Source organism: Vulcaniibacterium tengchongense, from assembly GCF_003814555.1.
GTDB lineage: Bacteria > Pseudomonadota > Gammaproteobacteria > Xanthomonadales > Xanthomonadaceae > Vulcaniibacterium > Vulcaniibacterium tengchongense.
This window is the reverse complement of record NZ_RKQN01000001.1, coordinates 260188-285749: the sequence shown is the minus strand read 5'-3', so window position 1 is coordinate 285749 and position 25562 is coordinate 260188. Positions and strand designations below refer to the sequence as shown.

Sequence of the window (25562 nt, the reverse complement as noted above, 5' to 3'; positions counted from 1 at the left end):
ACCGGGCGCCGCACCCCCGGCCCCGGTCAGGCGACCACGCGGTAGCAGGGCCGGTATTCGCCCGCGATCTTCATCCGCCGCTGCTCGACGAACGCGCGCAACAGCCCGTCGAGCGAACGCATCATCTCCGGGTCGCCGTGGATCTCGAACGGGCCGTGCGCCTCGATCCGGCGCATGCCCTCTTCCTTGACGTTGCCGGCGACGATGCCGGAAAACGCGCGCCGCAGGTCGGCGGCGAGCTCGTGCGGCTTGCGCCCGGGGCGCAGGTCCAGCGTCGCCATGGCCTCGTGGGTCGGCGCGAACGGACGCTGGAAGTCCAGCGGAATGTGCAACGACCAGTTGAAGAAGAACGAGTCCTTGTGCTGGATGCGGTACTCGCGCACCCGCCGGATGCCCGAGGCCATGAGCTTGGCGACCTTCTCCGGATCGGCGATCACGATCTCGTAGCGCGAGGTCGCCGCCTCGCCCAGCGTCAGGCGCAGGAACTTGTCGATCTGCTCGAAGTACGGCGCGGCCGCGGTCGGGCCGGTGAAGATCAGCGGGAACGGCACCTGCGCGTTCTCCTCGCGCAGCAGGATGCCCAGCAGATAGAGGATCTCCTCCGCGGTACCGACGCCGCCCGGGAACACGATGATGCCGTGGCCGAGGCGGACGAACGCCTCCAGCCGCTTCTCGATGTCCGGCATGATCACCAGGTGGTTGACGATCGGGTTCGGCGATTCCGCGGCGATGATGCCGGGCTCGGTGATGCCGATGTAGCGGGTGCGATGGCGGCGCTGCTTGGCGTGGGCGATGGTGGCGCCCTTCATCGGGCCCTTCATCGCCCCCGGGCCGCAGCCGGTGCAGATGTCGAGGCCGCGCAGGCCGAGCTCGTAGCCCACCTGCTTGGTGTAGACGTACTCGTCCCGCGAGATCGAGTGGCCGCCCCAGCAGACCACCAGGTTCGGGTCGGCCGGATGCAGCAGGCGCGCGTTGCGCAGCAGGCCGAACACGGCGTCGGTGATGCCGTCGCTGCTGGACAGGTCGCGGCCGCAATCGGCGCCGAGTTCGATCGTCGTGTACGCCAGGTCGCGCACCACCGCGAACAGCAGCTCGGCGACGCCGCGGATGATCTCGCCGTCGACGAACGCCATCGCCGGCGCGTTGGCCAGGTCGATGCGCATGCCCCGGTCCTGCTGCGATACCTGGATGTCGAAATGCGGGTAGAGCTCCTGCGCGGCGCGCGGGTCGTCCGAGGTGCTGCCGCTGGTCAGCACCGCCAGCGCGCAGCGGCGCAACAGGTCGTGCATCCCGGTGGAGACGTCGCGCAGCCGCGCGACCTCGTCGCGCGAGAGCACGTCGAGCCCGCCGCGCGGGTAGATGTGGGCGTCGACCGTCGGCAGCGCCGGAATGTGGGGGGCGGTCATGTAGCGTTCTCTTCCTGTCTTGTTCCCGTATGCGTCGGGCGACTCTAGCGCGGTGCCGCCCCAAAAAAAACGGCCGGGTCGCCCCGGCCGTTCTCGGACTGCTCGTTCCGCAGGATCAGAACTTGTAGCGGAAGCCGACCTGCAGCGACCACTGCGAGACGCCCTGGTTGAAGCCGTCGGCGTCGCCGTTGGCGACCGCGGGGCGTTCGACCCTCGTCGGATCGAAGTTGTAGATGTACTTGCCGGTGGCCGGGTCGATGCCGACCGCGTTCAGCACGGTCATGTCGGCGAAGAAGCCGTAGTCGTAGATGTGGCCCCAATCCTTGTTCAGCAGGTTGCCGACGTTGATGATGTCGAGCCAGATCTCCGACTTGTGGCCCTGGAAGAAGCCCGGCAGTTCCTGGCTGATGCGGATGTCGAAGGTGTTCACCCAGCCCGCGCGGCCGGCATTGGCCGGGGCCGCTTGGCCGGCGTAACGGGCCAGGTCCGGGTTCTTGGCCAGCCAGTCGAAGAACGCCTGTTCCATCTGCGCGCCGCCGCTGAACAGCACGTCGCCCGGGCCGGCCGGCACGTAGAACAGGTCGTTGACGCGGCTGTCGCCGTTGACGTCGTTCGAGTAGAGATAGCTGAACGGACGTCCGCTGCGGCCTTCGTAGAACAGGCCGACGCTGGTGGCGTAGTCGCCGAAGAACTTGTGCTTCCAGTTCAAGGTGCCGCTGATGCGGTCCTTGATCTCGTAGCGCGCGGTGTTCGCGACCTCCTCGTTGGCCTGGAACACGTAGTTGTAGTTCCAGCCCGAGGTCGCGGTCGAGCTGGTCAGGCCGCTGACTTCCGTCGCATGGGTGTAGGTGTAGCCCAGCGACCAGGACCAGTCGCTCTCGGCGCTCCACGGCTTGCTCAGGCTGACCGTGAGTTGCTGCGTCTCGCCCTTGTTGGTCGTGTCCAGCAGCAGCACGTCGCCGAAGCGCGCATCGCGGTTGGCGCGCGCCGTCCTGAAGCTATTGGAGTTCTGCCAATACAGCAGGCGACCGTCCTGACCGGCGCTCGGGCCGACCTGCGCCGCGGTGTTCGGCGCGCCGATGTCGAGGCGCCGGTAGTACAGGCCATTCTTGACGTTGGTCAGCAACAGCTCGGCCGAACCGACCAGGCCGTACCACGGCAGTTCGTGGTCGAACGCCAGGTTCGCCTTCCACACCGACGGCACTTCGAAGTCCGGCGCGACGAAGTTGACGTTCTGGCGCGAGCCGGAGGCGCTGGAACCGTCGGCCCACTGCTCCAGCTGGGTGTAGTTCAGGCCGGTCGTGTTGTAGGCGTTGCTCAGCCACACCTGCGGCGACTCGCCCTGGAACAGGCCGAAGCCGCCGCGCAGCTGGGTGGGGCGCTCGCTGTCGAAGGTGTAGTTGAAGCCGAAGCGCGGCTGCCACAGCCACTTGTCGCCGCCGACATCGCTGTTGTCGTAGCCGTAGACCTGCTGGGCCAAGGCGTTGTGGGCGGGGTCCCTGTCGGTCTTGAAGCGGTCGCCGCGCACGCCGAAGGTCAGGGTCAGGTTGTTGTTGACGAACCACTGATCCTGCAGGAACACGCCCATCGACTTGTAGGTGTAGTCGGAGGCCATGTTGTTGACGTCACCTCCGACCGGCGTACGGAACTGACGATAGGCCCAGTTGCCGTCGATGTAATCCTGGATGCTGTTGAAGGTGTAGTAACCGTCGACGTAGGGCGCGTAGAGGTTGAAGATCTCGTTGGTCGCGTAGTCGACGCCGAACTTCAGCTCGTGGTCGCCGAGGTTGAGGATGCCGGCGCCGTAGTAGTTCCAGGTCTTGGTGAACAGGTCGTTGTACTGGGAGTTCACCTCGGTGCCGAAGTACAGATACGGGCTCTGGCCCACGCCGTTCGCGTTCGGCGCGCCGTAGGCGATCTGCACCGCCGGCGTGCCCTCGGTCGTGGTGTTGCGGATCGCCGAGTAATCGCGGTACGCGACCTTGAACTCGGTGGAGAACACGTCGGTCCAGTCGCTGAACAGCTGGGCGACGTAGCTCTCGACGGTCTTGTCGTGCTGGAACCAGTACGAGCTCAGCGACGCGGAACCGGTGCTGCCGCTGCCGAAGCCGTTCAGGCGAAGCTTGCTCTGCTCCAGCTTGCTGTAGCGGAAGTCGGCGCGATGGTTGTCGCTGATGTTCCAGTCGATCTTGAGCGCGTACTCCTCGAGATCGGTGTCGCCATTGCTCTCCAGGCCGCCGGCGTCGAAGCCGGCGATCACGCCGTTGCCGGCGGCCGCCGCGGCCTGCGCCCGCGCGACGTCGCCCATCGGAATGCGGCCGAGCCCCAGCGGGCTGCTGGCCACGTCCGCGCCCGGCGCGGCCTGCTTGAACTTCTCGTAGTTGGCGAAGAAGAACAGCTTGTCCTTGACCAGCGGGCCGCCGAAGGTCGCGCCGTAGGTCTCCTCCTTGGTGAAGCCGTTGAACGGCGCACCTTCCGGATCGTCGCCGAACCAGTCGCCGTCGCGGTAGTAGCCGTAGACCGAGCCGTGGAACTCGTTGGTGCCCGACTTGGTGACGGCGTCGACCACGGCGCCGGTGGCGCCGCTGATGGTCACGTCGTAGTTGGCCAGATCGATGTTGATGGCCTCGATGGCTTCCATCGACACCGGCTGGCGGCGCGTCGGCATGTTGTTGCCTTCCAGGCCGAAGGTGTCGCTGGCGGACACGCCGTCGATGCGGATGGCGTTGTAGCGCGGGTTCTGGCCGCCGGCGGTGATGCTGCCCTCGGCGCGGTTGACGAACGCCACGCGCGGATCCAGGCGCATGTAGTCCTGGATGTTGCCGCTGTTGGTCGGCAGCGCTTCGATGGTCTGGCGGCTGATGTTGGTGCCGGTGCCCATCTTGGTCGCGCTGAACACCTCCGAGCCGCCCATCGCGACCGCGGTGACCGATTCGAGGGTGGTCACGTCACCGGTCAGGGCGGCGTTGACGGTGTTGGTCGAGTTGAGATCGAGGTAGACGCCGTCTTCGGTCTTGGTGCCGGCGCCCGGCTTGGTGATGGTGATCTGGTACGGGCCGCCCACGCGCAGGCCGCGCGCGACATAGCGGCCGCTCGCATCGGTCGTGGCGCGGCTGACCGTGCCGGACTCGACGTGGGTGATGGTCACTTCGGCGCCGGCGACGGGCTGGCCATCCGCGCCGGTCACCATGCCGCCGACGCCGGCGGAGGTGGTCTGCGCGAAAACGGGAGCGGTGGCGAGGGCGGCGAGCAGGCCAAGCGTGAGCTTGGACATGCGGACGCGGTTCGGATGGGTCATTACGATGGCCTCGGGTGACATGAAAACGTGGCGGTCGCGACCGGGCGCGCCGCGGTGCGCCGGTGCGGATAGTCGAATACCGTGATGTGAGCCCCGACCCGGCAGGGCGGCCCCGACGGGTTAACAGCAGTTTAACAGGCTAGAGGGGCTGTATGACAGGGCCGTGACCGCGGTCAAAAACGCGGGCGCTGCCCGCGCGAGCCGCCAAGAAGGGTCAAGGCGGCGCGATCTGCAGGTAGGTGCCCAGCCCGTCGAGGAACATCTGCACCGAGATGGCCACCAGCAGCATGCCCATCAGCCGCTCGATCGCGGTCAGGGCGCGGCGCCCGAGCAGCTTGTACAGCAGGGTGGCGGAGAACAGGATCGCCGCGGTGGCGCCCCAGGCGATCAGCAGGGCCAGGCTCCAGTCGCCCAGCCGGTCCGGGTCGTTGCTGCCCATCAGCATCACCGCGGCCATCCCGGACGGCCCGGCAACCAGCGGGATCGCCATCGGCACGATGAACGGCTCGCCGTCGGGGATCTCGCCCATCAGCCCTTCCGGCGGCGGGAAGATCATGCGGATGCCGATCAGGAACAGGACGATGCCGCCGGCGATGGAGACCGACTCCTGGCGCAGATGCATCAGTTCCAGCGCGTACTTGCCGCCCCACAGGAACAGCATCAGCACGGCCAGGGCGATCAGCAGCTCGCGCGCCAGCACGATCCGCTGCCGCTGCGGCGGCAGGCCGCGCAGCAGGCTCAGGAACACCGGCACGTTGCCGAGCGGGTCGAGGATCAGGAACAGCAGCAGGGCGGCGGAGGCGATGGTCATGCGGGACTCGTGGCCGGTGTTCGCCAGCGGACGGAGAGGAACGCCTCCGCCCGCACGCGGGACGGTCGAAGGCGGTACGGCGCGCCGGGCGGCGAGAGGGCCCGCCACCCGCGCGCGGCCAAGGGTAATTCAGGGCGCCCAGATCCGCCCGCGGTGGGCGGCGCCGGCGGGCGACAGCAGGGTCACGCAGGCTTCGGCGTAGTCGGCCGGGTCGCGCGCGGCGCGGTCGGCGTCCTCGACGTACGCGCGCGCCCGCAACGCGGTGCGCATCGGACCGGGCTGCAGCCCGGCGACGCGCACCGGGCCGTTGCGGAGTTCCTCGTGGAGGATGCCGACCAGCCCGGCGAGGCCGTGCTTGGCCACGCCGTAACCGCCCCAGTAGGCCTGCCCGACCCGCGCCGGATCGTCGAGGACGAACACCAGCGCCGCGTCCCCGGCCCGGCCCAGCAACGGCAGGCAGGCCTGCGACAGCCACCAGGGGGCGGTCAGGTTGACGTGGATCGCGCGCGCGAACGCCGCCGGGTCGGTGCGCGCCAGCGGCGTCAGCCCGGGGAAATCGGCGGCGCAGTGCAGCACGCCGTCGAGGCGGCCGAGCTCGCGCTCGATCCGCTCGGCCATCTCCGCGTAGTCCTCGGGCGAGGCGCCCTCCAGGTCCAGCGGATACAGCAGCGGCTCCGGTCCGGCCTGGGCGACGGCGTCGTAGACGCGGTTCAACTTCGGCACCTTGCGGCCGAGCAGGACCACGGTCGCGCCGGCGCGCGCGCTGGCCTGCGCGGCGGCGGCGCCGAGGCCGCCGTGCGCGCCGGCGACCAGCACCACCCGGCCGGCGAGCGCGCCCGGTTGTCCGGCCTCCGCCGCGCTCACTGGCGCTGGGTCTCGCTGATCATCCGCGCCAGTTCGCCGGACTCGAACAGCTCCAGCGTAATGTCGCAACCGCCGATCAACTCGCCGTTGATGAAGAGCTGCGGGAACGTGGGCCAGTTCGAATAGCGCGGCAGGTTGGCGCGGATCTCCGGATCCTCGAGCACGTTGATCGTGTGCAGCTCGGTCGCGCCGGCCGCCTTCAGCGCCTGCACCGCGCGGCTGGAAAAGCCGCACATCGGGAACTGCGGCGTCCCTTTCATGAAAAGGACGATCGGGTGGCTTTCGACTTCGGCCTGGATCCGTTCCATGACGGACATGGGCGACTCTCCTGCGATGGTGCGTTGCGCGCCCGTTGACGACGAGGCCACGGCACGACAACGGAACGTGGGGCTACAATGCGTCATTGTAATCCTTCCAGCGCCGCGGGCGCGTCCGGTCCCGGAGCGCCGCGGCTTTCACTTCGCCAGCCCCAGGAGCCCGCAATGGCCATCGAACTGCCTCCCCTGCCCTACGACCGCACCGCGCTGGAACCGCACATCTCCGCCGAGACCCTCGACTACCACCACGGCAAGCACCACAAGACCTACGTCGACAACCTCAACGGCATGATCAAGGGCACCGAGTTCGAATCGATGCCGCTGGAGGAGATCATCCGCAAGTCGCAGGGCGGCATGTTCAACAACGCCGCGCAGGTCTGGAACCACACGTTCTACTGGAACTGCCTGTCGCCCAAGGGCGGCGGCGAGCCCGCCGGCAAGCTGGCCGACGGCATCGCCAAGGCGTTCGGCAGCTTCGACGAGTTCAAGAAGCAGTTCACCGACGTCGCGCTGAAGACCTTCGGCTCCGGCTGGGCCTGGCTGGTGCAGCGCCCGGACGGCGCGCTCGCCCTGGTCAGCACCTCCAACGCCAACACCCCGCTGACCGGCGAGGACAAGGCGCTGCTGACCTGCGACGTGTGGGAGCACGCCTACTACATCGACTACCGCAACGCCCGCGCCAAGTACGTCGAGGCGTTCTGGAACCTGGTCAACTGGGACTTCGTCGCTTCGCAGATGAAGTGACGGCCCGTCCGTCCCGCGCGGGGCGGACGCAGCCCGAGGACGGCCGGGGCCATCCCGGCCGTTTTCTTTTGCCGCAGGCTCAGCGTACGCGGCCGGCCAGGCGGCGCCCGAGCGGCACGATCGCGCCCGCGGCGATCCGCCGCCGCTCCTCTTCCAGCTCGTCGGCGACGAACGCCGCGGCTTCCGGCGTGGCCGGCAGCGCCGGAATCAGGTAGCGGTAGAAGTACGGTGCGGCCGTCACCGCCAGGCCGGCGGTGTGCCGCGCCATCGCCCCGGCCATGGCCGCGAGCGGGTGGACGCGATGGCGCCGGCGATCCTCGAGCCAGGCGGCGAACGGATCGCCGCGCCGCAGCTTCGCGACCACGCCGCCCTGCCGCGGGCGGAGCAGCGCCTGCGCGCGCGGCGAACGCAGGCGGGCGGCGAACCAGCCGAGCGTCGCCGCGTCGAGCGCTTCCGGGGCGAAGTCCTCGACCAGGATCGGCGCGCCCGCAGGCAGGCGGCGGCGGGCCGCGAGCAGCGCTTCGTCGAGCGACGGCAGGTGGTGCAGCGAACGGGTGAACGCGACCGCATCGGCGGCGTCGACGTCGCACTCCGGCCAGCGCGCCGTGCGCGCGTCCGCGCCGAGCGCGCGTGCGGCGGCGACCGCGGCCGGGTCGGCGTCCAGCGCGATGGGCGCGAAGCCGCGCCGCTGCAGCTCGGCGGCGACGTGGCCTTCGCCGCAGCCGACTTCCAGCACGCGCGCGCCCGGCGGCAGCGACGAGGCGAGGAAATCGGCGGTCTCGCGGGTGGCGACGTCGATCGGCGCCGCAGCCGGGGCGGCTTCGCGCGTCATTCGCGCAGCCGCGACACCGCCGGGGCGACTTGCGCCTCGCGGCCGAGCGCCCGGCCGACGCGCTCCAGCGCGGCGGCGAGCGCCCCGGCCGAATCGGCGCGCAGCGTCGCATGGCCGACCTTGCGCCCGGCGCGCGGCGGCTTGCCGTAGTCGTGCCAGTGGCCGCCCGGTTCGGCCAGCACCGGCGCCGCGTCCGGCATCGCGCCGATCCAGTTGAGCATGCAGGCGCGGCCGAGCATGCGGGTGTCGCCCAGCGGCAGGCCGAGCACCGCGCGCAGATGGTTCTGGAACTGGCTGGTCTCGCTGCCTTCGATGGTCCAGTGGCCGGAGTTGTGCACGCGCGGCGCCAACTCGTTGGCGAGCAGCTCGCCGTCGCGGCAGAACAGCTCGAGCGCGAACACGCCGACGTAGTCCAGCGCCTCGGCCAGGCGCCGCGCGTGCGCGTACGCGCGCTCGACCAGCGCGGCGTCGGCGCGGGCCGGCGCCAGGCTGACGGACAGCACGCCGTCGACGTGCCAGTTCTCGGTCAGCGGCCACGGGCGGAATTCGCCGTCGCGGCCTCGCGCGGCGACCACGCTCAGCTCGCGCTCGAACGCGACGAAGCCCTCCAGGATCAGCCCGACCGTGGCGGCCTGCGCACCGAGCGCCTCCCAGGCCGCGTCCGCGTCGGCCGGCGTCCTGATCCGGAACTGGCCCTTGCCGTCGTAGCCGAGCCGACGGGTCTTGAGGATGCAGGGCGCGCCGATCGCGGCCAGCGCGGCGGCGAGCTCCTCGCGGGTCTCGACGGCGGCGAACGGCGGCACCGGGATGCCGAGCTCGCGGAACAGCGTCTTCTCGGCCAGGCGGTCCTGCGCGGTGGCCAGCGCGCGCGGGTTCGGGAACACCGGCACGCGCTCGGCCAGCCATTGCGCCGACTCGGCCGGCACGTTCTCGAAATCGAAGGTGGCCACGTCGACGCGCGAGGCGAACTCCGCCAGCGCCGCCTCGTCGCGGTAGTCGCCGACCACCATCGGCGCGAACTGGCCGGCGCAGGCGTCGGCGACGTTGTCCATCACCAGGAAGCGCAGCCCGAGCGGCGCGCCGGAAAGCGCGAGCATGCGGGCCAGCTGCCCGCCGCCGAGAATGCCCACCGTGGTCATTGGCGCGGATCGCCGTTGGCCAGCACCTCGTCGGTCTGGCGGGTGCGGAATTCGTCCAGCGCGCGGGCGATCGCCGGATGTTCCGGCGCCAGCAACGCCGCGGCGAACAAGGCGGCGTTCGCGGCGCCGGCGTTGCCGATGGCGAAGGTCGCGACCGGCACGCCGGCCGGCATCTGCACGATCGACAGCAGCGAATCCAGGCCGTTCAGCGCCTTGCTCTGCACCGGCACGCCCAGCACCGGCACCGCGGTCTTGGCGGCCAGCATGCCCGGCAGGTGGGCGGCGCCGCCGGCGCCGGCGATGATCGCGCGCAGGCCGCGCCCGCGCGCCTGCTCGGCGTAGGCGAACAGCAGGTCGGGCGTGCGGTGCGCCGATACCACCCGCACCTCGTGCGGCACGCCCAGCGCCTCGAGCCGGGCGGCGGCGTGCTGCATCGTCTCCCAGTCGGAGCGCGAGCCCATCACGATGCCCACCAGCGGAGCGGCGTCGGGCGAGAGCATTGCGGTTGCGGACATTGGTCGACCCCGGTCAAAGACGTATTCTAACGTCCTCTCCCGCCGCGCCGGCACCGCACCGTATGGACCGCAAGCTGCTCGACCTGCTCGTCTGCCCCGTCACCCGCCAGCCGCTGCAGCTGCTGGACGACCGCGGGCTGCAGGCCCTGAACCGGGCGATCGCGGCCGGCGCGGTGCGTCGCGGCGACGGCAGCCCGCAGGGCGATCCGGTGCGCGAGGCGCTGGTCACCCGCGACCGCAAGACGGTCTACCGCGTCGACGACGGCATCCCGGTGCTGCTGGCCGAGGAGGCCATCGCCACGGCGCAGCTCGACGGCTTCCCCGGCGCATGAGCGGCGCGGCCGACGCGCTCCCGTTCGCGCCGCCGCATGCCGCGGTCGAGGCCGACGTGGCCCGCGCCCTGGCCGAGGACCTCGGCAGCGGCGACGTCACCGCGATGCTGCTGCCCGACGTCGCCGACGACGCCTACCTGCTGTGCAAGGAAGACGCGGTGATCTGCGGCCGGCCGTGGTTCGACGCCTGCCACCGCGCGCTCGACCCGCAGGTCCGCATCGACTGGCACGTGCGCGAAGGCGAGCGCGCCGCCAGGGGCACGGTGCTGGCCACCCTGCGCGGCCGCGCCCGCGCCCTGGTCGGCGCCGAGCGCGCCTCGCTCAACTTCCTGCAGACGCTGTCGGGCACCGCCACCGTCACCGCCGCCTACGTCGAAGCCGTGCGCGGCACCGGCGCGAAGATCCTCGACACGCGCAAGACCCTGCCCGGCCTGCGCTTGGCGCAGAAGTACGCGGTGCGGGTGGGCGGCGGCGTCAACCACCGCATCGGCCTGTTCGACGCGGTGATGCTGAAGGAAAACCACGTCCGCGCCGCCGGATCGCTGCGCACCGCGATCCGCGCCGCGCGCGCGATGCACCCGGCCTTGCCGCTGATCGTCGAAGTCGAAACCCTGGCGCAGCTCGAGGAAGCGCTGGACGAGGGCTGCGAACGCGTCCTCATCGACGACTTCGACGCGGCGACCCGCCGCGAGGCGGTGCGCGTCGCCCACGCCCCGCCGTATTCGGGCCGCATTCCGCTCGAGGTGTCCGGCGGCGTCGACCTGGCCGGCGTGCGCGCGATCGCCGAGGACGGCGTCGACTGCATCTCGATCGGCGGCCTGACCAAGCACGTGCGCGCGATCGACCTGTCGCTCAAGCTCGGGCCGCCGCCCGGCGACGCGCCGCGCTGAACCCGCGACCGGTTTTCTCGCCGCGGTTTTTGCGCCGACGCACGCGGATGCGCATCCGCCCTTGTCCCGCCCGATGACGGGGAACAACCGGAGCGAAGCCGCGCGTCCAGCCGAGCGGCCATGCCGATGCACCGCACGCCGCGAGGGGCCGGCCGCATAGCCGGGGCGCAGCCGCACGAATCCCTGGCCGAGCGGCGCGGGCTCAGAGCGCCAGCATCGTCGCGATCAGCAGCGCCAGCGCCGCGATGCCGGCGATCCACGGCCAGGGCGCCGGCTGCGCGCGCCTCGGGGCCGCGCCGACCGCGCGCTCGGCCCTGACTTCGGTCGGCGCGGCGGCGGAAACCAGGCGGAAGCTCAGTTCGCCGAAGCGCAGCTCGTCGCCGATCCGGGCCTCCCGCCGCCCCACCCGCTGGCCGTTGACGAAACTGCCGTTGCGCGAGCCCAGGTCCTCGACCTGCAGCCCGTGCTCGCCGGGGACCAGGCGGGCATGCAGCCGCGACAGGCCCGGCGCGTCGAAGCGCAGCGCGCATTCGGCGCCGCGGCCGAGCGTGACGATGCCGAACACCGGCTCGCTGCGCCCGGCGACCTGCGGCGACACGCCGCGCAGCACATAGCGGGGCAGCACCGGCCGCACCGCGGTCACGCCCGGGTCGTCGTTGGCCGGCGCGAGCGCGCCGCTGGCGAAGCCTCGGTGCAACGCGGGCGTGGATTCGAGCGAGGCCAATTGCGCCTGCACCCCGTCGAGCTCGACGCGGTCGCCGGGCCGCAGCGCGATCAGCCCGGCGACGCGCTGCCCGTTGACGCCCACGGCGGCGTCGAAGGGCACCTCCAGCACCACGCCCTGGTCGGTCACGTGCAGGCGGCAGTGCTGCGGCCGCACGCCGGGCCGGTCGATCACGATGGTGGATTGCGGATCCGAACCGATCCGGTTGACGCCCTGGCTGAGCAGGACCTGCGGGTGCTCGCCCCCCGGAAACACCAATTTCACGCGGACCCGCTCCCCCTGAAAGCGCATGCCCGATGGACGCGGCGGCGTTGCCGCCGCGCTTGCGCGCCCGGCGGCGCGGCGCCACATTAATGGCATGCCGACTTTACTGATTCTGATGATCGTGGCTGCGATGGCGTTCGCATTCTGGAGCGCGGGCCGCGCTGCCGCCGAGCGCGCCGAAGCCGTCGGGCGCGACGCCTGCCGCGCCGCCGGCGTGCAGTGGCTCGACCAGAGCGTGCACGCGGTGGGGATCCGCCTGTGCCGGCACGACAGCGGTTGGCTCGGCTTCGAGCGCACGTTCCGCTTCGACTATTCGATGGACGGCCAGGACCGCCACGTCGGCCGGCTGGTGCTGCGCGGCGACCGGCTGGTCGCGTTCAGCGGGCCGGTGGCGCGCGAGCCCACGCCGCTGCACTGAAGCTTCCGCGCCCATCGCGGCTCCCGGCGCCGCCCGGCACTTGCGCCCTCTCCGACTCGCCGGACCGCCGGAGCCTGGCACTGCGGCTTTCAAAGCGGGCGCCGTCGGATGATGCATGCGCCGCGACCGCCCGCGGGCTCGTGCCGGCATTCCTCGAAGCCGCGCAGCCGGCGCGACCGGGCGACGGCGCGCGCGGAAGCAAGCTCGCTACGCGGACGACGCAACGCGAACGCGCAGCGGCGGACGATGGCGGTACCCGGGGGCCTCTCGACGTGGCCTCAGGCGGGGCGCGCCCTGCGGATCACTTGACCACGCGCAGGTGCCCGCCGCGCCGCGGCGAAGGCGCGCTCGGGCCGTCGCCGTCGCCGTCCGGCGAGGGCTCGCTCGGCACCGCGCTCAGGGTCGGCGGCGTGGCGTCGTCGCGCTCGTTCTGCTCCGACGCCTCCGCCCCCTCCTCGCCCGCTTCCTCAGGGAAGAACATGCCCTGCCCCGTCTCGCGCGCGTAGATCGCCAGTACCGCCGGCACCGGCACCGAAACCGGATGGCTGACGCCGCCGAAGCGCGCGCTGAAGCGGATCGCGTCGTTGTCCATCTCCAGCCGCGACACGGCGCGCTCGGCGACGTTGAGCACGACCTTGCCGTCCTTGACCGCGTGCGTCGGCACCTGCACCCCGGCGCGGGTCGCGTCCACCAGCAGATGCGGGGTCATGCCATTGTCGACGATCCACTCGTACAGCGCCCGCAGCAGATACGGGCGGTGGCTGGTCATCTGCGGGCTGTCTTCGCTCATGTGTGCAGTGTATCAATCCGCCTGCGGACGCAACGCGAATGCGGGCACGCGGGCGCAGCGGGACGGCTCTTTCATCGGATGCGCGCGGGCGGACAGGACAGCGTGGGCGAACAGGCGAGGCGCCTGGGCGGGACGCGATCGGGGCCGCCACCGCGGGGTGCGCCGGCTGCGGGATCGCAGGGCCGCCGGGTGTGCAGGCCCACGATCGCTTCGTCGCCCGGATGCGCCACCGCCGCGGGCGTCCGCGCGCCAGCGGAACGTGGAGTCCGTGGGAGTGCGGACGAAGGGCCCGTCTTCATTCTCTCCCGCAAACGGGAGAGGGGCGGCCGTGCGCGTCGCCTCGGGCCGTCGCGCCGGGACCGCGCCGGCCTGCGCGTTACTGGGGCAGTTCGCGCAGCTTGCGCTCCTGCTCGGTCAGGCTGCGGGCGAAGCCCGGGTTGCGGAAGATGCGGTTGCCGTAGTCCTCGATCGCCTTGCCGTCCTTGGGCAGGCCGACGCCGAGCGCATCCAGGCGCCAAATGATCGGCGCCATCGCGCAGTCGGCCAGGCTCATCTCCGGATTGAGGAAGAACTTGCTGGCCTTGAACAGCGGCACCGATGCCGTCAGCAGTTCCTTCAGCCGCTTGCGCCCGGCTTCGGCCTGGGCCTTGTTGCCGAGCTGGATCGCCTGCACTTGCGGCACCCAGTCGTGCTCCAGGCGCAGCATCGCCAGGCGCAGGCGCGCGCGCGACAGCGGATCGACCGGCATCAGCGGCGGGTGCGGATAGCGCTCATCGAGGTATTCGCTGACCACGCTGGCCGCGTACAGCACCAGGTCGCGCTCCACCAGGGTCGGCACCGAGTGGTACGGGTTGAGATCGACCAAGTCCTCGGGCGGGTTCTGCGGATCCACCGGAACCAGGTCGTAGGTCACGCCCTTGGCCGCGAGCACCAGACGCACGCGGTGGCACAGGACACAGTCGGTAGAAGAAAACAGCGTCAGAGCATTACGCATACGTGGACTCGCCGCCATCATCGAGCTCTCCCGCGCCCGGAATCCGCCGGTCGCAAGACGCCGTCCACCCCGTGTGGGCGGTCGTCACGGCCCCCAAGCCGCGCCTGGTCACCGGCGCCCGCGGGACCCGCGCCTCGTGCGCGGCCCCCGCGTGCCGGCGTCAGTGCTTGTCCACGTCGCGCCAGTACTCGAGCTTGAGCAGATAGGCGAGGAACGTGAACGCCGCGAGGAACAGAATCACCCACACGCCCAGGCTCTGACGCTTGAGCGCGGCGGGTTCGCCGGCGTACTCGAGGAATGCGGTGATGTCGCGCACGGCCTGGTTGAAGGCCTCGCCGTCGAGCGCGCCGGGCTGGGTGACCTTCAGGCCCACCACCGGGCGCTCGCCGGTGGCCTTGTCGACCTCGCCGAATTCCGCGTGCTGCAGGCCCTGCAGTTCCCACAGCGGGTTCGGCATCGACGCGTTCGGGAACAGCTTGTTGTTCCAGCCCAGCGGACGCGACTCGTCGAGATAGAACGACTTCAGGTAGGTGTAGATCCAGTCGCTGCCGCGCACGCGCGCGATCAGGCTGAGGTCGGGCGGCATCTTGCCGAACCACTGGGTGGCATGGTCGGCGGGCAGGCTGACCTGGATCTGTTCGCCGAACTTGGCGCCGGTGAAGTTGAGGTTGTTCATCACCTCTTCCTCGGTCAGGCCCAGGTCCTCGGCCATGCGCGAATAGCGCAGGTACTTCAGCGAATGGCAGCCGGAGCAGTAGTTCATGTACAGCTTGGCGCCGCGCTGCAGCGAGGCGCGGTCGCCGAGGTCGGTGCCGGCCTGCAGCAGCTGGCCGCCCTCGGCGGCGAGCGCGCCGAAGGAGATCAGCAACCCGGCTGCGAAAGTGGCGAGCTTCTTCACGACGTGGTTTTCCCCAAGCTCAATCATGCATCGTCACTCGTTCCGGCACCGGCTTGGTCTTGTCGAGCTTGCTCCAGACCGGCATGGTGATGAAGAACGCGAAGTACAGGAAGGTCAGCACGCGGCCGATGTAGGTCTCGACGATGTCGGTGCCCGGGCCGGCGCCGATCTTGCCGAGCCAGACGAAGCTGACCGCCAGGATCGCCAGCATCACCTTCGAGATCCAGCCGCGGTAGCGGACCGACTTGACCTTGCACTTGTCCAGCCAGGGGACGAAGAACAGGATCAGGATCGCCGAGAACATCACGATCACGCCGCCGAGCTTGTTCGGCACCACGCGCAGCATCGCGTAGTACGGGGTGTAGTACCACACCGGCTTGATGTGCTCCGGCGTCACCAGGCGGTTGGCCTCGGTGAAGTTGTCGTGCTCGAGGAACCAGCCGCCGAACGCCGGGGCGAAGAAGATCACGAACGCGAACAGGATCAGGAAGAAGCCGACGCCGACCAGGTCCTTGACCGTGTAGTACGGGTGGAACGGGATGCCGTCGGCCGGCTTGGCCGGGTTCCAGCGGTTGCCCTTCGGGCCCTTCTTGATCTCGACGCCGTCCGGGTTGTTGGAGCCGACCTCGTGCAGCGCGCCCAGGTGCAGCACGACCAGCAGCAGCAGCACCAGCGGCAGCGCGATCACGTGCAGGGCGAAGAAGCGGTTGAGGGTGGCGTCGCCGGGCAGGTAGTCGCCCATGATCCACTCGGTCAGGCCGTTGCCGATCACCGGGATCGCGCCGAACAGCGAGATGATCACCTTGGCGCCCCAGAACGACATCTGGCCCCACGGCAGCACGTAGCCCATGAAGGCCTCGGCCATCAGCACCAGGTAGATCAGCATGCCGAGGATCCACACCAGCTCGCGCGGCTTCTGGTACGAGCCGTACATCAGGCCGCGGAACATGTGCAGGTAGACGACGATGAAGAACATCGACGCGCCGGTGGAATGCATGTAGCGGATCAGCCAGCCCCACTCCACGTCGCGCATGATGTATTCGACCGACGAGAACGCCTCCGCCGCGGACGGCTTGAAGTGCATCGTCAGGAAGATGCCGGTCAGGATCTGGTTGACCAGCACCAGCAGGGCGAGCGAGCCGAAGTAGTACCAGACGTTGAAGTTCTTCGGCGCGTAGTACTCGCTCATGTGCTTGCGGTACACCGGCATCAGGCCGGGCGCGCGCTCGTTGACCCAATCCATTACGCCGGTGGCGGCGCGGGTGAAGATGTTCGCCATGGTTTACGCAGCCCCTTGCGGATCGACGCCGATCACGATGGTGTTGTCGTCGGCGTAGTGGTGCGGCGGCACGAGCAGGTTGGACGGCGCCGGCACGCCCTGGAACACGCGCCCGGCCATGTCGAAGCGCGACTTGTGGCAGGGGCAGAAATAGCCGCCCTTCCAGTTCGGGTCGAACGGTTCCGGGCGGATCTCGGCCTTCATCTCCGGCGAGCAGCCCAGGTGGGTGCACAGGCCGACCAGGACCGAGATCTCCGGCTTGAGCGAGCGGAACTCGCCTTTGATGTAGGCCGGCTGCTGGTCCTTGTTCTCGGACTTGGGATCGCGCAGCTCGCCGTCGAGGGTGGGCAGCGCGTCGAGGACGGCCTTGGAACGCTTGACGATCCAGATCGGCTGGCCGCGCCATTCCAGGATCAGGCGCTGGTTCTCGCCGAGCGCGCTGATGTCCGCGGTCACCGGGGCGCCGGCCAGCTTGGCTCGGGTGCTCGGGTTCCAGGACTTGATGAACGGCACCGCCACGAACCCGGCCCCGACCGCGCCGACCACCGCAGTGGTCGCAGTCAGGAACCGGCGGCGGCCCAGGTTGACAGGATCGTTGACCCCTTGGTTGGCCATCCGGCACTCCGCAAAGCTGATCGGAAGTTACGCCGCGACGCCAGCGCCACTGGCGACGGCTCGCGGCTCAAAAGACACGGAAGTGTAGCGGAAGCGTGAATGGCAGGACAATCGGCCGCGCGCCGCGCCGGACCGCGGCTCAACGCAGCACGGCCACGGCGCTGCGGTAGCGCTCGGCCAGGACCGCGACCCGCTGCACGTAGCGCTGGGTTTCCGCATACGGCGGCACCCCGCCGTACTTGTCGACGGCGCCCTCGCCTGCGTTGTAGCCGGCCGCGGCCAGGGTCAGGTCGTTGTTGTAGCGCTTCAGCAGCCAGGCCAGGTACTGCACCCCGCCCTGGATGTTCTGGGCCGCGTCGAACGGGTTGCCCACCCCGAACCGGCGCGCGGTGGCCGGCATCAGCTGCATCAGCCCCTGCGCGCCGGCGCGCGACAGCGCGTTGGGGTTGTAGGCGGACTCGGCGTGGATGATGGCGCGGACGATGGCCTCGTCGACCCCGAACCGGCGCGCGGCGGCGGCGATCTCGTCGCGGTAGGCGTCGGTGTTCAGGCGCACGCGGCCGAAGTCCACGCCCGGCCGGGCGGCGCAGGCGTAGCAGGTCTCGATGAAGCTGTAGCGGATGGTCCGCACCGCGGTGGCGTTGGCCAGGCCGCGCGGGGGCTGGCTGGTGTAGTGGCGGACGCCGTCCTTGATATAGGAGTAGATCTGGCCCTGCACCCGCCGGGTCGGCAACGCCCCGGCACGGGCCGGCGCGGGCGGCGGCGCGGACGTCGGCACCGCCCCGGTGGCCAGCGCGGGGGCGGGCGCGACCGAGGCGGCCACGGTGGCGGTCGCGGTGGCCGGGCTCACCGCGCCCATCGCCCTGGCTTCGGGCGCGGCCGGTTCTGGCTTCGGCGCGGAGGCGCGGCGGCCGCCGCGGTCCTGGCTGATCACCGTGCACGCGGCCCCGGCCACGCGCTTGCTGACGTAGCTGCGCACGCCGTCGGCGCCTTCGCAACGGTACAGCGTGCCGGCCGCGGCCGGCGCCGCGGCCAACAGGCAGACGATCCCCAACGCCGATGCGGCCCCCCTCATGCGCGGCAGTCTCCACCGTCCCGGCGCCGTTGCCAAGTGCTTGAACCGGCTACGGATCGAAAAACGTGACCGCCGCCCGGGGCCGGCCGCGGGCGCGCTAGACTATGGCCTTTTCCGGCCCGGATTAACCGCCGCCCGCCCCGGATCGCCCATGACCGACACCGCCTCCCCGGCCGCGCCCGCGCGCGCCGACACCGCCGCCGCCCCGGCGCGGACCCCGAAGCTCTTCATCGAGACCCACGGCTGCCAGATGAACGAGTACGACTCGGCCAAGATGGCCGACGTGCTCGCCGCCGCCGAGGGCATGGAACTGACCGACGACCCGGCCGAAGCCGACGTGGTCCTGGTCAACACCTGCTCGATCCGCGAGAAGGCCCAGGACAAGGTGTTCAGCCTGCTCGGCCGCTGGAAGCAGCTCAAGCAGGGCGAGCGGCCGGTGCTGATCGGCGTGGGCGGCTGCGTCGCTTCCCAGGAAGGCGAGGCGATCGTCAAGCGCGCGCCCTACGTCGACCTGGTGTTCGGGCCGCAGACGCTGCACCGCCTGCCGGAACTGATCCGCGCCAAGCGCGAGACCGGCCTGCCACAGGTCGACATCAGCTTCCCCGAGATCGAGAAGTTCGACCGCCTGCCCGAGCCGCGCGCCGAGGGGCCGAGCGCGTTCGTCTCGATCATGGAGGGCTGCAGCAAGTACTGCAGCTTCTGCGTGGTGCCCTACACCCGCGGCGAGGAGATCAGCCGGCCGTTCGAGGACGTGCTGGTCGAGGTCGCCGACCTGGCCGCGCAGGGCGTGCGCGAGGTCACCCTGCTCGGCCAGAACGTCAACGCCTACCGCGGCCCGATCCTGGGCGACGACGGCCGGCCCACCGGCGAGATCGCCGACCTGGCGCTGCTGATCCGGGCGATCGCCGAGATCGACGGCATCGGCCGCATCCGCTTCACCACCTCGCACCCGCTGGAGTTCTCCGACTCGCTGGTCGAGGCCTACCGCGACGTGCCCAAGCTGGCCAACTACCTGCACCTGCCGGTGCAGTCCGGCAGCGACCGCATCCTCGCCGCGATGAAGCGCGGCTACACCGCGCTGGAGTTCAAGCAGAAGGTGCGCAAGCTGCGCGCGGTGCGCCCGGACATCTCGCTGTCCTCGGACTTCATCGTCGGCTTCCCCGGCGAGACCGAGGCGGACTTCGAGAAGACCATGAAGCTGATCGAGGACGTGGGCTTCGACCAGTCGTTCTCCTTCATCTATTCGCGCCGCCCGGGCACGCCGGCCGCGGACCTGCCCGACGACGTCTCCAGCGAGGAGAAGCACGCGCGCCTGGCGCGCCTGCAGGCGGCGATCAACGCCAACGCGCGGCGGATCGGCGAGGCGATGGTCGGCAGCGTGCAGAAGGTGCTGGTCGAGGGGCCGTCGAAGAGGAACCCGGACGAACTGACCGGCAAGACCGAGAACATGCGCTCGGTGAACTTCCCCGGCCATCCGCGCCTGGTGGGCCAGTTCGTCGACGTGGTGATCACCGAGGCGCTGGCGAACTCGCTGCGCGGGCGCGTGCTCACCGCGGACGCGGCCTGACGGCGGGCGCCGGGCTCCGGTGCCGGCGGCGCGAAGGCGCCGCCGCGGCGGTCACCGTGCTGGGTACACCGGCTTGCCGTCGAGGTAGGTCGCCTGCACGGTGAGCGTGCGCAGCCGTTCCGGCGCCACCGCCAAGGGATCCTCCTTCAGCAGCACGAAGTCCGCGCGCTTGCCCGGCGCGAGGCTGCCCACCTCGTTCTCCGAGAACCCCGCATACGCGGCATCGAGCGTGAATCCGCGCAGGGCCTCGAACGCGGTGAGCTTCTCCTGCGGCATCCAGCCGCCGGCGGGCCGGCCCCCGGCGTCGGCGCGGGCGACCGCGGCGTACAGGCCCAGGCGCGGGTCCACCGATTCGACCGGGAAGTCCGACCCCAGCGCCAGCCGCGCGCCGCTGTCGCGCAGTTGGCGCCAGGCGTAGGCGCCGACGATCCGTTCCGGCCCCAGCCGCTGTTCGGCCCAGGGCATGTCGCTGGTGGCGTGGGTCGGCTGCATCGAGGCGATCACGCGCAGCTGCGCGAGCCGGCCCAGGTCCCGCGGCGACAGCACCTGGGCGTGCTCGATGCGCCAGCGGTGGTCGCCGCCGGCGTCGGCGCCGAGCGCCTGCGCGTAGGCGTCGAGCACCTCGTGGTTGCCGCGGTCGCCGATCGCATGGGTCGCCACCTGCACGCCGCAGCCCTTGGCCTTGGCGGCGATGCGGCGCAACTCCGCGGGCGGGCTCAGCATCAGCCCGCGGTTGCCGGGATCGTCGCTGTAGTCGGCCAGCAGCGCGGCGCCGCGGCTGCCGAGCGCGCCGTCGGCGTACACCTTGACGGTGCGCATCTGCAGGCGGCCGCCGGGATGGCGGTAGAGGCCGTGCTCGCACAGGAACGCGAGCGCATCGCCGTCGCCCGCGGCCATCGCGGTGACGCGCAGCGGCAGCGCGTGGCGGTCGGCGAGGCGGCGGTAGCGCTGCAGCTCGGCGAGGTTGATGCCGGCGTCGTGGACACCGGTGAGGCCGTGCGCGACCGCCTCCTGCATGCCGAGCACCAGCGCGCGTTCGGCGGTGGCCTCGTCGAGCGGCGGGCGCGCCTGGTCGATCAGCGCCATCGCGGCATCGATGAAGATGCCGGTGGGCTCGCCGTTCGCGTTGCGCTCGATGCGGCCGCCGTCGGGCTGCCAGTCGCCGGCGAGGTCGCGCCGGACCGCGCGCATCGCCGCGCTGTTGGCCCAGCCGGCGTGGCCGTCGATGCGCTCCAGCCAGACCGGGCGCCCGGGGAACGCCGCGTCGAGATCGGCCGCGGTCGGGAAGCGCTTGTCCGGCCAGTCGTTCTGGTCCCAACCGCGGCCGATCAGCCAGGCGTCGCCGGGCAGCGCCGCGGCGAACTCGCGCAGGCGTTGCAGCACCTCGTCCTTGCCGCGGGCGCCCACCAGGTCGGCGCTCAGGTGGGCCAGCCCGAGCCCGGACACGTGCCCATGCGCGTCGATCAGGCCCGGGATCACCGTGGACGCACCGGCGTCGAGCCGGCGCGCGCGCGGATAGCGGCGCCGCAGTTCGTCGGGCTCGCCGAGCGCGAGGATGCGGCCGTCTTCGTCGTAGGCCATGGCCCGGGCCTGCGGCCGCGCCGGATCCATGGTGTGGATGCGCGCGGCGCTGAGCACCGTCACTTCCGCCGACGCCGCCCCGGCCAGCAGGCCCAGCAGCGCGCCCGCCAGCGCCCGTCCGAATCCGCGCATCCGCCCCTCCGCTCGTGTCCGAATCCGGCGACTTTTGCGCAGCCGGGGCGCGGACGCAAGCGCGGCGGCGTCAATCCAGCCGCTTGCGGAAACGCAGGATCGCCAGGCTCATCATCGCCGCGGTGAACGCCAGCAGCGCGAGCACGTCCGGCCACAGCTCCAGCAGTCCGGCGCCGCGCAGCATGATGCCGCGCACCAGGCGCAGGAAATGCGTGAGCGGCAGCGCCTCGGCCAGCCATTGCACGGGCTTCGGCATGCCGGCGAACGGGAACATGAAGCCCGACAGCAGGATCGACGGCAGGAACACGAAGAACGTCATCTGCATCGCCTGGAACTGCGACTGCGCCTTGGTCGAGATCAGCAGGCCCAGGGTCAGGTTCGCCAGGATCAGCAGGATCGCCGCCAGGTAGACGTCGAGCACGCCGCCGCGGATCGGCACCTGGAACAGCCACATGCCCAGCAGCAGGATCACCGTGGTCTGGACCAGGCCGATGCCGGCGTACGGCAGCACCTTGCCGATCATCAGCTCGGCGCGGCTGACCGGGGTGGCGATCAGCAGCTCCATGTTGCCGCGCTCGCGTTCGCGCACGATCGCCACGGCGGTGAACATCACCATGGTCATGGTCAGGATCACGCCGATCAGCCCCGGCACGATGTTCACCGGCGAACGCCGTTCCGGGTTGTAGAACGCGACCACGGCGATCCGGCCGCCGCCGATCTGCCGCGGCCGCGCGCTGCCCGGCAGGACCGGATCCAGCGGCACCTGCGCCAGCTGCATGGCCGCGCTCTGCACCACCGTGTCGCTGCCGTCGACCAGCACCTGCACCGCCTCGCGACCCTCGTGGCGGCGTCGCTCGAAATCGCGTGGGATCGCCACGCCGACGCCGATCTTGCCGGCGCGCAGCAGGTCCATCAGCTCCTGCGGGCTGCGCGCCTGGGCGACCGGCTCGATCACCCCGGTGGCGAGCATGTCCATCACCAGCGCGCGCGAGCCGGCGCTGCCGGCCTCGTCGGCGATCGCCGCCGGCAGGCCGCGCAGGTTGAGGTTGATGGCATAGCCGAACAGCACCAGCTGCATGATCGGGATGCCGAGGATCATCGCCAGGCTGATCCGGTCGCGGCGCAGCTGGCGCAGTTCCTTGACCACGATCGCGAGCAGGCGCCGGCCGCTCATGCGGCGCGCTCCCGGGCCGGCGCGCGCCCCTGCGTGGCGGACACGAACACGTCCTCGAGGTTCGGCGGCGCGGCCTCGACCTCGCCGTCCAGGCCGGCCTCGCGCAGCGCGCGGCGCAGGCGCCCGGCGACGTCGCCGTCGGCCGTGGCGAGCACGCGCAGGCTGTTGCCGATCTGGGCGACGCTGAGCACGCCCGGCACCCCGGACAGCGCGTGCTGCGCGCGACGCGGCTGCGCGGCGCGGACCTCGGCGGTGCGGCCGCGCAGCGCGCCGGTCAACTCGGCCGGGGTGCCGTCGGCGACCAGCGCGCCGCGGTCGAGGATGGCGATGCGGTGGCAACGCTCGGCCTCGTCCATGTAATGGGTCGACACCAGGATCGTGGTGCCGGCGTCGGCCAGGTCGAACAGCGTCTCCCAGAAGTCGCGGCGCGACTCCGGGTCGACCGCGCTGGTGGGCTCGTCGAGGAACAGCAGTTCCGGCCGGTGGATCACCGCGCCGGCCAGGGCCAGGCGCTGCTTCTGGCCGCCGCTCATCGTGCCGGCGAGCTGCTTCTGCCGGTCCCCGAAGCGGTATTGCGCGAGCAGCTCGTCGATCCGCGCCGCCGCCTGCGCCTTGGGAATGTCCTGCACCGCGGCCAGGAACTCCAGGTTCTCGCGCACCGACAGGTCCTCGAACAGCGAGAACTTCTGGGTCATGTAGCCGATCCGGCGGCGCAGCGCCTCGGCCTGCTCGGGCACGCGCAGGCCGAGCACTTCGATCTCGCCCTCGCTCGGCGTGAGCAGCCCGCACAGCATGCGGATCGTGGTCGACTTGCCGGAGCCGTTCGGGCCGAGGAAGCCGTAGACGTGGGCGCGCGGCACGGTCAGGTCGACGCGGTCGACCGCGACCAGCGCGCCGAAGCGCTTGCTCAGGCCGCGGGCGCGGATCGCGACGTCCGCGCTCACCGCGGGAACTCCACCCGCACCGGCAGGCCCGCCGGCAGGTCGCGCGCGGCCTCGTCGGTCAGCTCGATCTCGGCCAGGTAGCTCAGCCGCGCCGCGTCGTCGCCGGTCAGCGCGTAGTACGGGGTGAAGCTGGGCTCGCTGCGGATCGTGCGCACGCGCCCGCGCAGCGCGCCCTCGCGGCCGTCGACGTGGATCCGCGCGGCCTGGCCGACGCGCACGTTCGCGCGGATCGGCTCGGGCACGTAGACCCGCGCGTACGGCGCCTCGCCGACCAGCAGGATCGCCAGCGGCGCGCCGACCGGGGCCTGGTCGCCGAGGCGGTACGGCAGGCTGTCGACCACCCCGGCGCGCGGCGCGGTCACGTCCAGCTTCTCCAGGGTGGCGGTCTGCGCCGCGGCCTGCGCGCGCGCCGCGGCCAGCGCCGCTTCGCCCTGCGCGATCTGCTCGGGACGGGTGCCGCGCTCCAGTTCCAGCAACGCCGCGCGCGCGGCGCGCACCTGCCCCTGCGCGTTCTCGGCGGCGGCGCGGGCGCGGTCGACGTCGGATGCGGCGACCAGGCGCTGCCGCCCGAGCGGCTGCAGGCGCGCGTAGTAGCCCTGCGCGTCGGCGGCCTGCGCCTGCAGCGCGGCGAGGTTCGCCCGCGCCTGGGCGAGCTGCTCGGTGCGCGGGCCGGCGCGCAACTCGGCGAGGGCTTCGCCCGCCTGCTGCGCCCGCGCGCGCAACGCCTGCAGTTCGGCCTCGGTGCGGATCGGCTCCAGCTGCAGCAGGCGCGCGCCGGCCGCGACGCGCTGGCCTTCGCGCACGTCGACGCGGACGATCTTCTCCGCCGCCGGCGCCGGCAGGGCGATGCGGTCCCACTCCAGGGTGCCGAGCGCCTGCGGCGGCGCGTCGCTGCAGCCGGCCAGCAGCAGCGCGGCCAGCCAGGCCAGCGGGCGACGCGGGATGGGGCAGGCGGCAGGTGCGGTGCGGCGTGGCATCGGCGGAGTCTCCTGTCAGCCGCAGCCGAGGCCGCGGTCGAGCAGCGCCAGCGTGTGCCGGCGCAGCGCATCGAAGTCGAGATCGTCGGCCTGGAACAGGCGCCGCCAGATCGGCGCGCCGGCGGCCGGGAACAGGGTCAGCCCGACCAGCGACACCATCAGCAGGCGCGGGTCGAGATCCTCGTTGAGCTCGCCGCGCGCCTGCGCCTCGGCGAAGCGCCGCGCCATCAGCTGCGGCAGTTGCGGGCCGATCCGCTCGAACAGCAGGTCGCGCAACGCCCCGCCCTCGCACAGCACCTCGCGCACCCACAACGGCGGCAGCCACGGATGCTCGGCGACGATGCGGCCCACGCCCTGCACGAATGCGGCGACCAGCCCGGCGATGTCGGTCTCGCGCAGCAGGAGTTCGCGCAGCCGCTCGAACACCGGCAGGATCCGCTCGGCGATCGCCGCGTCGCGCAACTGCGTCTTGTCGCCGAAGTAATAGTGCGCCAGCGCCGGATTGACCCCGGCTTCGGCGGCGATCGCGCGCAGCGCGGTGGCGGCGATGCCCTGGCGCACGTAGCAGGCGATGGCCGCGTCTAGCAGGCGCTCGCGCAACTGCGGATGGCCGGCGGCAGCGGGACGGCCCGGGGCGCGCCGCGCGGCCTGCTGGCGTGCCCGGGGCTTGGCCTTGGAGGAAGGCGTGCTCATGCCGCGATATTTAATTCAACGATTAATTAGAAACAAGTATCGGCCGACGAACGGCAGCGCCGGCGGCGAGGCGCCGCGGAGGACGGGCAGTACGTGGCGCGGGTGCCGGGTGCCGGGTGCCGGGTGCGGTGCGGGTGTCGGCCGGCTCGCGCGCCCCTGCCTCAGGCGCATCGCTCCGCACGGCCACCCGCATCCGGCCTCTCGCCCCGGCCGGCGAACGGCGCCCGCGCGGATGCCGCCGATCGCCAGATGCTCCGCAAGGGCGTGCGAACGGCGTCCGCCATCGCGC

The 25562-nt window shown here is 71.4% G+C and carries 25 protein-coding genes; 5 read left to right on the top strand and 20 right to left on the bottom strand.

The genetic code is table 11. The annotated features are described in order from the left end of the window. Positions 1–26: 26 nt before the first annotated feature. The 5 genes from ppnN to grxD form a co-directional block, all read right to left on the bottom strand. Positions 27–1406 carry a nucleotide 5'-monophosphate nucleosidase PpnN gene (gene ppnN / locus EDC50_RS01365; RefSeq protein WP_123768685.1) on the bottom strand — a complete coding sequence of 460 codons (1380 nt, stop codon included), beginning with the start codon at positions 1404–1406 and terminating at the stop codon, positions 27–29. Between the two features lie 115 nt (positions 1407–1521). Continuing rightward, positions 1522–4680, bottom strand: coding sequence for a TonB-dependent receptor (locus tag EDC50_RS01360; RefSeq protein ID WP_123768684.1), 3159 nt, complete (start codon positions 4678–4680; stop codon positions 1522–1524). 238 nt (positions 4681–4918) lie between these two features. Next, entirely contained in the window at positions 4919–5515 is a 597-nt protein-coding gene (locus EDC50_RS01355) for a YhgN family NAAT transporter (RefSeq protein WP_123768683.1), read from the bottom strand. Positions 5516–5644: 129 nt separating this feature from the next. Beyond that, complete coding sequence (locus EDC50_RS01350) at positions 5645–6379, bottom strand: SDR family NAD(P)-dependent oxidoreductase (protein ID WP_123768682.1); 735 nt, start codon at positions 6377–6379, stop codon at positions 5645–5647. After that, complete coding sequence (gene grxD, locus EDC50_RS01345; protein WP_123768681.1) at positions 6376–6696, bottom strand: Grx4 family monothiol glutaredoxin; 321 nt, start codon at positions 6694–6696, stop codon at positions 6376–6378. Before grxD ends, EDC50_RS01350 begins: the two co-directional genes overlap by 4 nt. A gap of 165 nt (positions 6697–6861) precedes the next feature. Between grxD and EDC50_RS01340 the strand changes: the two genes are divergently transcribed. Beyond that, positions 6862–7440, top strand: coding sequence for a superoxide dismutase (locus tag EDC50_RS01340; protein WP_123768680.1), 579 nt, complete (start codon positions 6862–6864; stop codon positions 7438–7440). Between the two features lie 79 nt (positions 7441–7519). Here EDC50_RS01340 and EDC50_RS01335 read toward each other — a convergent pair whose 3' ends face one another. Genes EDC50_RS01335 through purE form a run of 3 tightly spaced genes read right to left on the bottom strand, consistent with a single transcriptional unit; the run spans position 7520 to position 9911 of the window. Further along, on the bottom strand, positions 7520–8272 hold the full coding sequence (locus EDC50_RS01335) for a class I SAM-dependent methyltransferase (RefSeq protein ID WP_123768679.1): 753 nt from the start codon (positions 8270–8272) through the stop codon (positions 7520–7522). Then, a complete protein-coding gene (locus EDC50_RS01330; RefSeq protein ID WP_123768678.1) occupies positions 8269–9411 on the bottom strand; it encodes a 5-(carboxyamino)imidazole ribonucleotide synthase in 1143 nt (380 codons plus the stop codon). The genes EDC50_RS01335 and EDC50_RS01330 overlap by 4 nt, the downstream gene beginning before the upstream one ends. Beyond that, positions 9408–9911, bottom strand: coding sequence for a 5-(carboxyamino)imidazole ribonucleotide mutase (gene purE, locus EDC50_RS01325; RefSeq protein WP_123769593.1), 504 nt, complete (start codon positions 9909–9911; stop codon positions 9408–9410). The genes EDC50_RS01330 and purE overlap by 4 nt, the downstream gene beginning before the upstream one ends. Before the next feature lie 77 nt (positions 9912–9988). Here purE and EDC50_RS01320 point away from each other — a divergent pair, with 77 nt between their 5' ends. Continuing rightward, complete coding sequence (locus EDC50_RS01320; RefSeq protein ID WP_123768677.1) at positions 9989–10258, top strand: Trm112 family protein; 270 nt, start codon at positions 9989–9991, stop codon at positions 10256–10258. Beyond that, positions 10255–11148, top strand: a complete 894-nt coding sequence (gene nadC, locus EDC50_RS01315; protein ID WP_123768676.1) for a carboxylating nicotinate-nucleotide diphosphorylase — start codon at positions 10255–10257, stop codon at positions 11146–11148. Before EDC50_RS01320 ends, nadC begins: the two co-directional genes overlap by 4 nt. Positions 11149–11350: 202 nt before the next feature. On the opposite strand, the gene EDC50_RS01310 is transcribed toward nadC, so the two are convergent. After that, a complete protein-coding gene (locus EDC50_RS01310; protein WP_158635648.1) occupies positions 11351–12136 on the bottom strand; it encodes an FHA domain-containing protein in 786 nt (261 codons plus the stop codon). A gap of 94 nt (positions 12137–12230) precedes the next feature. On the opposite strand from EDC50_RS01310, the gene EDC50_RS01305 reads away from it, so the two are divergent. Beyond that, positions 12231–12554, top strand: a complete 324-nt coding sequence (locus EDC50_RS01305) for a DUF3301 domain-containing protein (RefSeq protein WP_123768674.1) — start codon at positions 12231–12233, stop codon at positions 12552–12554. Between the two features lie 301 nt (positions 12555–12855). On the opposite strand, the gene EDC50_RS01300 is transcribed toward EDC50_RS01305, so the two are convergent. The 6 genes from EDC50_RS01300 to EDC50_RS01275 form a co-directional block, all read right to left on the bottom strand. Continuing rightward, positions 12856–13344: a ClpXP protease specificity-enhancing factor gene (locus tag EDC50_RS01300; protein ID WP_123768673.1), complete on the bottom strand. Its 489-nt coding sequence runs from the start codon at positions 13342–13344 to the stop codon at positions 12856–12858. A gap of 376 nt (positions 13345–13720) precedes the next feature. Beyond that, complete coding sequence (locus EDC50_RS01295) at positions 13721–14356, bottom strand: glutathione S-transferase N-terminal domain-containing protein (protein ID WP_123769592.1); 636 nt, start codon at positions 14354–14356, stop codon at positions 13721–13723. A gap of 142 nt (positions 14357–14498) precedes the next feature. Further along, positions 14499–15263: a cytochrome c1 gene (locus EDC50_RS01290; RefSeq protein ID WP_123768672.1), complete on the bottom strand. Its 765-nt coding sequence runs from the start codon at positions 15261–15263 to the stop codon at positions 14499–14501. Then, complete coding sequence (locus tag EDC50_RS01285; RefSeq protein ID WP_123768671.1) at positions 15256–16515, bottom strand: cytochrome b; 1260 nt, start codon at positions 16513–16515, stop codon at positions 15256–15258. The genes EDC50_RS01290 and EDC50_RS01285 overlap by 8 nt, the downstream gene beginning before the upstream one ends. 3 nt (positions 16516–16518) lie before the next feature. Then, positions 16519–17130, bottom strand: a complete 612-nt coding sequence (gene petA / locus EDC50_RS01280; protein WP_123768670.1) for a ubiquinol-cytochrome c reductase iron-sulfur subunit — start codon at positions 17128–17130, stop codon at positions 16519–16521. A 139-nt stretch (positions 17131–17269) separates the two neighbouring features. Continuing rightward, positions 17270–18205: a lytic transglycosylase domain-containing protein gene (locus EDC50_RS01275; RefSeq protein ID WP_123768669.1), complete on the bottom strand. Its 936-nt coding sequence runs from the start codon at positions 18203–18205 to the stop codon at positions 17270–17272. Positions 18206–18356: 151 nt separating this feature from the next. On the opposite strand from EDC50_RS01275, the gene miaB reads away from it, so the two are divergent. After that, positions 18357–19772 (top strand): tRNA (N6-isopentenyl adenosine(37)-C2)-methylthiotransferase MiaB, encoded by a 1416-nt coding sequence (miaB, locus tag EDC50_RS01270; protein WP_123768668.1) that lies wholly within the window; start codon positions 18357–18359, stop codon positions 19770–19772. 51 nt (positions 19773–19823) lie between these two features. On the opposite strand, the gene EDC50_RS01265 is transcribed toward miaB, so the two are convergent. The 5 genes from EDC50_RS01265 to EDC50_RS01245 all read right to left on the bottom strand — a co-directional run bounded on the left by EDC50_RS01265 (position 19824) and on the right by EDC50_RS01245 (position 25273). Beyond that, positions 19824–21485 (bottom strand): amidohydrolase, encoded by a 1662-nt coding sequence (locus EDC50_RS01265; protein ID WP_123768667.1) that lies wholly within the window; start codon positions 21483–21485, stop codon positions 19824–19826. A 70-nt stretch (positions 21486–21555) separates the two neighbouring features. Further along, entirely contained in the window at positions 21556–22659 is a 1104-nt protein-coding gene (locus tag EDC50_RS01260) for an ABC transporter permease (RefSeq protein ID WP_123768666.1), read from the bottom strand. Continuing rightward, positions 22656–23585, bottom strand: a complete 930-nt coding sequence (locus EDC50_RS01255) for an ABC transporter ATP-binding protein (protein ID WP_123769591.1) — start codon at positions 23583–23585, stop codon at positions 22656–22658. Before EDC50_RS01255 ends, EDC50_RS01260 begins: the two co-directional genes overlap by 4 nt. A gap of 14 nt (positions 23586–23599) precedes the next feature. Next, a complete protein-coding gene (locus EDC50_RS01250) occupies positions 23600–24580 on the bottom strand; it encodes an HlyD family secretion protein (protein ID WP_123768665.1) in 981 nt (326 codons plus the stop codon). A gap of 15 nt (positions 24581–24595) precedes the next feature. Continuing rightward, positions 24596–25273 carry a TetR/AcrR family transcriptional regulator gene (locus EDC50_RS01245; protein WP_123768664.1) on the bottom strand — a complete coding sequence of 226 codons (678 nt, stop codon included), beginning with the start codon at positions 25271–25273 and terminating at the stop codon, positions 24596–24598. Positions 25274–25562 lie beyond the last annotated feature (289 nt).

Coding starts and splice junctions, on each gene's coding strand:
- EDC50_RS01340 (WP_123768680.1), top strand. CDS start 6,862: ATGGCCATCGAACTGCCTCCCCTGCCCTACGACCGCACCGCGCTGGAA.
- EDC50_RS01335 (WP_123768679.1), bottom strand. CDS start 8,272: ATGACGCGCGAAGCCGCCCCGGCTGCGGCGCCGATCGACGTCGCCACC.
- EDC50_RS01330 (WP_123768678.1), bottom strand. CDS start 9,411: ATGACCACGGTGGGCATTCTCGGCGGCGGGCAGCTGGCCCGCATGCTC.
- nadC (WP_123768676.1), top strand. CDS start 10,255: ATGAGCGGCGCGGCCGACGCGCTCCCGTTCGCGCCGCCGCATGCCGCG.
- grxD (WP_123768681.1), bottom strand. CDS start 6,696: ATGTCCGTCATGGAACGGATCCAGGCCGAAGTCGAAAGCCACCCGATC.
- miaB (WP_123768668.1), top strand. CDS start 18,357: ATGACCGACACCGCCTCCCCGGCCGCGCCCGCGCGCGCCGACACCGCC.
- EDC50_RS01265 (WP_123768667.1), bottom strand. CDS start 21,485: ATGCGCGGATTCGGACGGGCGCTGGCGGGCGCGCTGCTGGGCCTGCTG.
- EDC50_RS01300 (WP_123768673.1), bottom strand. CDS start 13,344: ATGAGCGAAGACAGCCCGCAGATGACCAGCCACCGCCCGTATCTGCTG.
- purE (WP_123769593.1), bottom strand. CDS start 9,911: ATGCTCTCGCCCGACGCCGCTCCGCTGGTGGGCATCGTGATGGGCTCG.
- EDC50_RS01320 (WP_123768677.1), top strand. CDS start 9,989: ATGGACCGCAAGCTGCTCGACCTGCTCGTCTGCCCCGTCACCCGCCAG.
- EDC50_RS01245 (WP_123768664.1), bottom strand. CDS start 25,273: ATGAGCACGCCTTCCTCCAAGGCCAAGCCCCGGGCACGCCAGCAGGCC.
- EDC50_RS01355 (WP_123768683.1), bottom strand. CDS start 5,515: ATGACCATCGCCTCCGCCGCCCTGCTGCTGTTCCTGATCCTCGACCCG.
- petA (WP_123768670.1), bottom strand. CDS start 17,130: ATGGCCAACCAAGGGGTCAACGATCCTGTCAACCTGGGCCGCCGCCGG.
- ppnN (WP_123768685.1), bottom strand. CDS start 1,406: ATGACCGCCCCCCACATTCCGGCGCTGCCGACGGTCGACGCCCACATC.
- EDC50_RS01250 (WP_123768665.1), bottom strand. CDS start 24,580: ATGCCACGCCGCACCGCACCTGCCGCCTGCCCCATCCCGCGTCGCCCG.
- EDC50_RS01290 (WP_123768672.1), bottom strand. CDS start 15,263: ATGATTGAGCTTGGGGAAAACCACGTCGTGAAGAAGCTCGCCACTTTC.
- EDC50_RS01295 (WP_123769592.1), bottom strand. CDS start 14,356: ATGGCGGCGAGTCCACGTATGCGTAATGCTCTGACGCTGTTTTCTTCT.
- EDC50_RS01305 (WP_123768674.1), top strand. CDS start 12,231: ATGCCGACTTTACTGATTCTGATGATCGTGGCTGCGATGGCGTTCGCA.
- EDC50_RS01285 (WP_123768671.1), bottom strand. CDS start 16,515: ATGGCGAACATCTTCACCCGCGCCGCCACCGGCGTAATGGATTGGGTC.
- EDC50_RS01260 (WP_123768666.1), bottom strand. CDS start 22,659: ATGAGCGGCCGGCGCCTGCTCGCGATCGTGGTCAAGGAACTGCGCCAG.
- EDC50_RS01275 (WP_123768669.1), bottom strand. CDS start 18,205: ATGAGGGGGGCCGCATCGGCGTTGGGGATCGTCTGCCTGTTGGCCGCG.
- EDC50_RS01360 (WP_123768684.1), bottom strand. CDS start 4,680: ATGTCCAAGCTCACGCTTGGCCTGCTCGCCGCCCTCGCCACCGCTCCC.